The sequence below is a fragment of the Rudaea sp. genome, from assembly GCF_036383415.1.
GTDB lineage: Bacteria > Pseudomonadota > Gammaproteobacteria > Xanthomonadales > Rhodanobacteraceae > Rudaea.
In genome coordinates this window covers 1-7,170 of the sequence record NZ_DASVOK010000351.1, presented here as the reverse complement: position 1 = coordinate 7,170, position 7,170 = coordinate 1, and the positions used below count along the sequence as shown (strand labels likewise).

The following is a 7,170-nucleotide window of genomic DNA, read 5'->3' as shown; positions in this document are numbered from 1 at the left end:
GTGCTCGCCAAGCGCGCCGCGCCGCCGGGCACGGCGGACCTCGGCACGCGGCTGGGCCTGCCGCCCTTGCCCAAGCGCAAGGTCGTGTTGCATTCGCGGCTGCGCGACCGGCGTTCGCGCGACGCATTGAAAATCGTGACTGCAGCGTTTCGCAACGATCGCCGCGACTGACGACGAAAAAAGGGCACGCACGTAGCCTCTCACTTCGAGGCGAACCACCCGGTTGACGACACCGCCGGCACCTTGCGTCATCGACGACGATGGCGCAGGCAATCGCGAGCCGCCTCTACGGACGCGCCTCGCTCTCGCGCACCGGCGGCCGTAGATCGCTCGTGTTCGCGGCGATTTCTTCGGTAATGTCGGGACCCGGCTCGAGCTTGGTCGCCGCAGTGACGGCCGTCGGCAGATGCGCGGAGATGTACCAGCCCACCAGCAACGCACCGCCGAGGATGGCTGCGGCGATGAAGAACGTCGCGCCGGCCCAGATGCCGTGGTCGTGCGCGCCCGAAACCATGGCCAACGTCGCCGGAAACAGGAACGCGCCGACGATGCCGGAGATGCTCGACACACTTGCCACCGCACCCTGCAGACGGCCCTGCTCGCGCGGATCGACGAGATGGCTCATCATCGCCTGCGCAGCGGGCTGGGCCAGGCCCCACAGAGCGCTGATCGGCATTGCTGCCCAGAACCAGTAGCCGGTCGGCGCAAGCGCGTAGAGTGTCAGTCCGAGTGTGCCGCAGGCGAGACCGAACAGCAGCGCGCGGCGTTCGCCAAGCTTGCCGACGATCGGTTTGATCAGCCCGCCCTGGACGGCGATGGAGAGAATGCCGACCAAACCCAGCGTGATGCCGACCATGTCTGGGCCCCAGCCGAAGCGGTAGTCCGCATACAGCACGAACGTGGTCGGATAAACCATGTGCACGAGCGCAATAAGCGCGACGACGGCGAGCAGGCCAAGCACCTGCGGATAACGGCGCAGCAGTTTCAGCGCGCCGAACGGATTCGCGTGCGCCCAGTCGAAACGCGCGCTGCGCTTGTTCGGCGTCAGCGACTCGGGCAGCACGAACAAGCCGTAGCAGAAGTTGGTCAAGCACATGATGACCGCGGTCCAAAACGGCAAGCGCGGATGCAGGGTACCGAGGAACCCTCCGATCACCGGCGCGACGGTGAAGCCGACGCCGAACGCAATGCCGAGCACGCCGAAGGCCTGCGCGCGTTTCTCGGGTGGCGTCACATCGGCGACGTAGGCGTTCGAGGCCGAGAAGCTCGCCGAGGTGATGCCCGAGATCACGCGACCGATGAACAAGAGCGGCAGCGTGTTGACCAGCGCCATCATCAGGAAATCGAGGCCGAGACCGAGGTTCGAGGCGAGGATGATCGGCCGCCGGCCGAAGCGGTCGGCGAGCGCGCCCTGTATTGGCGTGAACAGGAACTGCATCGCCATGAACACGACCGCGAACGCCATGTACCACCACGCCGCGAGCGAGGTGTCGCCGCCGACGAAGTTCTTGATCAGGTGCGGCAGCACCGGAATGATCAGGCCGAACGAGAGGATGTCGATCAGTAGCGTGATGAAGATGAAGACCAGCGCCGCGCGGCGGCCGCCGGGCGGCGGTGCGGCGGCCGGGTTCGTTGCGGCGTTGTTCATCGGAATCCTCTCGATTGATCGCAGCGTGGAGCGCCGAAGTTTCCTCGGCGCGAGTCTCGAATCCGCGACGGCGCTACTTGCGCCGTGGCGCGTCGATGTCGATGAAACGCAGGAACTCGCCACGCGTGCGCGCGTCGGTGCGGAACGTGCCGAGCATCTGCGAGGAGATCATCGACACGCCGGTCTTGTTCACGCCGCGCGTGGTCATGCACTCATGCGAGGCATCGATGACGACGCCGACGCCGCGCGGCTTGAGCACGTCCTCGATGCAATGCGCGATCTGCGAGGTGAGCTTCTCCTGCACCTGCAGGCGACGCGCGAAGATCTCGACCACGCGCGCGAGCTTGGAGATGCCGACGACGCGGTTGGTCGGCAGGTAGCCGACGTGCGCGCGGCCGATGATCGGCGCCATATGGTGCTCGCAGTGCGAGGCGAATTCGATGTCGCGCAACACGACCATCTCGTCGTAGCCGGCAACTTCCTCGAACGTGCGGCGAAGTTCATCGGCCGGATCGTCGGCGTAGCCGGAGAACCAGTCCTTGTAGGCATTGACCACGCGCTTGGGCGTGTCGATCAGGCCTTCGCGCGTCGGGTCGTCGCCGGCCCAGCGCAGCAGCACGCGCACGGCGTCTTCGGCCTGAGTCTGACTGACGGGCGGGGATTTGGGTGCTTTCTTTTTCTTCATGGGAACGCAGAACATGCACAAGAGGGGGCGGCAGTGTAGCGCGATCCTCAACGCGCTGCGCCACCGCCGGTGCGGGCTGCGGGCGGTGCCATTCGGTCCGCGCTCATCGCCGCGAGCGTAGGATCGATGGCCATGACGCTTCGCCCGACCCGCCTCGTTCCAGCGCCAGTACACTGCGGAACGGGTTTGCCCGCAACGCGTTCGCGTTACGACATCGGCCTGTCGCGTCCGGCCACGGCGATCGCGCTGTTGTTGTCACTGCTCGTGCACGTCGCCCTCATCGTCGCGCTGCTACGGCCCGAGCCTGCGCCGCAAGCGAGTGCACGCGTCGACGTGGTATCGGTGCATCTGGTGCCGGCACAGCCTGCCGCAACGGCAGTGGTCTCGGAACCGTCCATTGCGCCCGCGCCTGCCGCCGCGAAATCCGCGGAGCAATTGGAAGAGATCCGTCGACGAGGCAACACGGCGCCGCGGACGGCATCCGAGCCGAACGCGCAACGCACGACCATGCTGCGCGCAGCTTCCGCAAATCGGGCGCTGCTCGACAAAACCCGCATCGCGCCGCAACCCGCGCCCAAGGCCGAAGCTGCCGCGCCGGCGTCGCACCTCGACGAGTCGCCGGAAAATCGCGCGGCGAACAGTCTCTCCGACTACCTGCGCCTGCTCGCCCTGCGCCTGGCGGAGGTCAAGCAATATCCCGCTGCCGCGGTCGCGCAGCGCGAACAGGGCGAGGTGCTGGTCGGCTTTCGACTCGATCGCAGCGGGCGCGTGCTGGCGTGGGAGATCGCACGCAGTTCCGGCTACGCCGAACTCGACGCAGAAGTCGCACGCATGCTCGCGCGCGCTGCGCCGTTTCCACCGCTACCCCGGGCATGGCATGCGGACTCGGCAAGTTTTCAGGTGCCGATCGGTTTCTCGCTGTACTGATCCCCCGTGTCGGCAACGATGGCGAGATACACCTCGACGCGATGCACGCCGGCAGCCGCATCGAGAGCGATCGCGTTGCCGGCCTGCGCCGCGCCGTCGAGCAGCACGCTGCCCGGCGGCTTCGATGCATCGCGCTGCACATGGATCGCGTAGGTCGCGTCGCCGTGACGATAGGCGATGTCGGCAGCGGACCACGCCGCGGGCAGGCGCGGGGCGATGACGAGGCGCGTGCCTTCGCGCGTCATGCCCATGAACGTTTCGATCAGCAACCGGTACATCCAGCCGGCCGAACCTGTGTACCAAGTCCAGCCGGCGCGGCCGCGATGCGCAGGATTCGCGTAGACATCGCCGGCGGCGACGTAGGGTTCGCCTTTGTATATTTCTGTACTTTTTCCATCGTGCGCGTGGCGCAGCGGGTTGATCAGCTCGAACAATTGCCAGGCGCGCTCGACGCGACCGGCTGCGGCGAATGCCATCACCGCCCAGACCGCCGCGTGCGTGTACTGGCCACCGTTCTCGCGCACACCGGGCAGGTAGCCGGCGATGTAGCCGGGATCGAGCATCGCTTCGTGCGCGGACGCGGTCGATCTGTCGAACGATGGATGCAGCAGGCGAATCAGACCCGCATCCTCGTCGACGAGTTGCGCATCGAGTGCATCGAGCGCTTGCTGCGCGCGTACAGGATCACCCGCGCCCGAAAGCACGGCCCAGCTCTGCGCGATCGAATCGATGCGGCAGTGCACACCGTCCTTTGAACCGAGCGGCGTGCCGTCGTCGAACCAGGCGCGGCGGTACCAATCGCCGTCCCAGGCATGACGTTCGAGACTGATCTGCAGTTCACGCGCTTGGCGCTCGCAGCGTGCGGCGAAGATGTCGTCACCGCGCAGGCGCGCAACTTCGCGGAATTCCATCAGCACGTGGTGCAGGAAAAACCCGAGCCAGACGCTTTCGCCGCGGCCTTCGGCGCCAACGGCGTTGAAGCCGTCGTTCCAGTCGCCGCTGCCGATGCGCGGCAGATCGTGGGCGCTACCAGTCATGCCGCGCAGGCCGTGCTCGATCGCGCGCACGCAGTGCTGGTAGAGATCGGCCGTCTCGTTCGAGCGCAGCGGCAGATCGTAATACGACTCCTCGCCCGGGTTGAGCGGCCGGCCTTCGAGGTAATGGCTGCGCTCGTCGAGCACGCCGTGGTCGCCGCTCGCGCGCAGGTAGCGCGCGACCGCGAGCGGTAGCCACAGATAGTCGTCGGAACAATTCGTGCGCACGCCGCGGCCGCCCGGAGGATGCCACCAGTGCTGCACGTCGCCCTCGCGGAACTGGCGCTGCGCAGCGAGCACGATCTGCGCGCGCAACAACGCCGGTTCGGCATGCACGAGCGCCATCGCATCCTGCAGCTGGTCGCGGAAGCCGAAGGCACCGCCGGATTGATGGAAGCCGCTGCGCGCCCACAGTCGGCAGGCGATCGCCTGGTACAGCAGCCAGCCGTTCGCGAGCAGATTGAAACCCGCATCGGGCGTGGTGACGACGACGTTGCCGAGCAGGCCTTGCCACAACGCGGTGACTGCCTCGAACGAGGCGCGCGCCGAACCGGAACGGCGAAAGCGCGTGACCAGCGCCTCGGCCTCGTCGCTGCTGCGCGCGGCACCGAGGCGGAAGATCACCTCGCGCGCCTCGCCGTCGGCGAGTTCGAGCCCGACCTGGATCGCGGCGCACGGATCGAGGCCGGCGCCGACGCGGCCGGACAGGCGCGCGCGCCGCATTGCCGCAGGCGATTTCAGGCTGCCGTTGCGACCGATGAATTCGCTGCGGTCGCTGGTCACCGTGCGCTGTGCGAGGCCGACGTCGAAGAAGCCGACGTGGCCGGCGAATTCCGCGTTCCAGTTGTTGCGCGCGAACAGTGCGCCGCTCGCGTCGAACCAGCCGGTCACGTGCTGCGCCGTCCTCGCAGGCAGATCGCCGAGCACCCATTCGAGATAGCCCGTGATCGAAAGCCGGCGCGCGCGGCCGGAGTCGTTGCGCAGGCGCAGGACGAAGAACTTCACCGGCGCCTCGGCATCGACGTGCACGCGCAAGTCGCTCGCGATGCCGTCCTCGACATGTTCGAACTGGCTGTAGCCGAAGCCGTGGCGCACGACATAGCGGCCGCGGCCGCCCGCATGCGCCGGCGTCGGCGACCAGTACGCGCCGGTTTCCTCGTCGCGCAGGTAGAACGCCTCGCCGCTGGCGTCGGCGACCGCGTCGTTGTGCCACGGCGTCAGCCGATATTCGTGCGCGTTGTCGAAGAACGTGTAACCGCAGCCCGATTCGGTGACGACGCTGCCGAAGTGCGGATTGGCGAGCACGTTCGCCCAGGGCAGCGGCGTGCGCTTCTTTGCGTCACAGAGGATCACGTATTCGCGACCGCCGCGGGCGAAGCCGCCGTGGCCGTTGAACAGCTCCAGCTTCGGTATCGACGCTTGCCGCGCATCGGTGCCCGTCGACTGCCGCGTCGCGACGAATTTCGGCACCACGGTTTCGCTGGTCGAAGACTTCGTATCGCGCAGCTGCTCGGCGAAGCTGCCCGCGCGATCCGACAACACCACGCGCGCGACCGCGAACAGCTGCACGCGATCCTCGTGCGGAACCTGCGCGCTGGCGCGGATGAAGACGCCGCCGGGCTTGTCGATCACCGCGCCTTCGCCGGCTGCCGCAACGGCAGAGTAGATCGCGTCGTTGACCTCCTGGCGATAGCCGCCGCGCTCCTCATTGAGCACGATGAGGTCGAAATGCAGCCCCTTGGTCCGGCAATAGCGCTGCGCGCTCACTGCCTGGCGCACGAGCGCGAGCTTGTCCACGTCCTCGATAGCCACGAGCGCGATCGGTAGGTCGCCTGAGATGCCGTGCGCCCACAGCCCGTTCTGGCTCAGGCGATTGCTTGCGGCGATCTCGGTCGGCGCGCGCCGCGCGGGATCGGCATAGAGGATTGCCGAGGCCAGGCGCGAGTAGAGCTGCGCCTCGCTCTCGCTGACGTTGATCTGGCCGAGCGCCATGCGGTTGTGCGTGGTCGCAATCGCGAGCGCACGGTCGGCGAACGCGCGATCGCGGTATTTGTCGGCGAGCGCGAGCACGGCTTCGCGGCCGTCGCCCGCACCGGTGACGAGATCGACGACGACACTGCCCTCGGCCGGCACGCTCACGCGCTGGCGGATCGCGACGATCGGATCGAGCACGTCGCCCGCGGTGTTCGAGAGCACACCCGCGCCGCGCGCCGCGGCGGGATCGTGCGCGTCGTGGCCGCGGCCGAGGAAACGCATGCGGTCGGTTTCGAACGAAGTCTCGACTGTGGTGTTCCTGCGCCCCGCTTCCTCGCGCACGCAGAACAGATGCGCGAGCCAGGGTTGCGTGTCGCTAGCCAGGCGCGGCCTGCGCGTGGCGAGAATCGCCGCCTGCTCGCGCAGGATCTCGGTCTGCACGAACAGGTTGTTGAACGCCGGATGCAGCGCGTCGGCCGCACCGCTGTTGAGCACGACCTCGGCATAGCTGGTCAGCTCGAACGTGCGCGGCGTGCGCGCGCGATTGGTCAGACGCAGGCGGCGCAGCTCGATGTCGTCCTCGGGCGAAACCACGATCTGCACGCGCGCCTCGAGGCGGTCGAGACTCAGGCGCTGCTCGACGCGCGCGTCGTCGAACACGATCTCGCGTGCTTCGACCGCATCCGCGGCAACCGCTGCGGCCGTGCTCCAGGCCTTGCCGCTGTCGAGATCGCGGATGTGGATGAACGTGCCCCAGGCGTCGCGCGTCGGATCCTCGCGCCAGCGCGTGAGATCGAGTTCGCGCCAGCGGCTGTAGCCGGCGCCGCTCTGAGTCAGCATCAAGTGGTAGCTGCCGTTGCTCAGCAGTTGCACCGCCGGACGCGCTGTGTCGGCGCGCGTGT

4 protein-coding genes are annotated in these 7,170 nt (G+C 67.7%); 1 reads left to right on the top strand and 3 read right to left on the bottom strand.

What is annotated here, in order from left to right; translation table 11 throughout:
• Positions 1-286: 286 nt before the first annotated feature.
• Positions 287-1,648: a TCR/Tet family MFS transporter gene (locus VF497_RS13040; protein WP_330889379.1), complete on the bottom strand. Its 1,362-nt coding sequence runs from the start codon at positions 1,646-1,648 to the stop codon at positions 287-289.
• 73 nt (positions 1,649-1,721) lie between these two features.
• Positions 1,722-2,333: a GTP cyclohydrolase I FolE gene (gene folE, locus VF497_RS13035; protein ID WP_330889377.1), complete on the bottom strand. Its 612-nt coding sequence runs from the start codon at positions 2,331-2,333 to the stop codon at positions 1,722-1,724.
• Between the two features lie 186 nt (positions 2,334-2,519).
• On the opposite strand from folE, the gene VF497_RS13030 reads away from it, so the two are divergent.
• Positions 2,520-3,260: an energy transducer TonB gene (locus tag VF497_RS13030; RefSeq protein ID WP_330889375.1), complete on the top strand. Its 741-nt coding sequence runs from the start codon at positions 2,520-2,522 to the stop codon at positions 3,258-3,260.
• On the opposite strand, the gene VF497_RS13025 is transcribed toward VF497_RS13030, so the two are convergent.
• Positions 3,230-7,141, bottom strand: coding sequence for a GH36-type glycosyl hydrolase domain-containing protein (locus VF497_RS13025; RefSeq protein WP_330889373.1), 3,912 nt, complete (start codon positions 7,139-7,141; stop codon positions 3,230-3,232). The two genes, VF497_RS13030 and VF497_RS13025, sit on opposite strands and share 31 nt — an antisense overlap.
• Positions 7,142-7,170 lie beyond the last annotated feature (29 nt).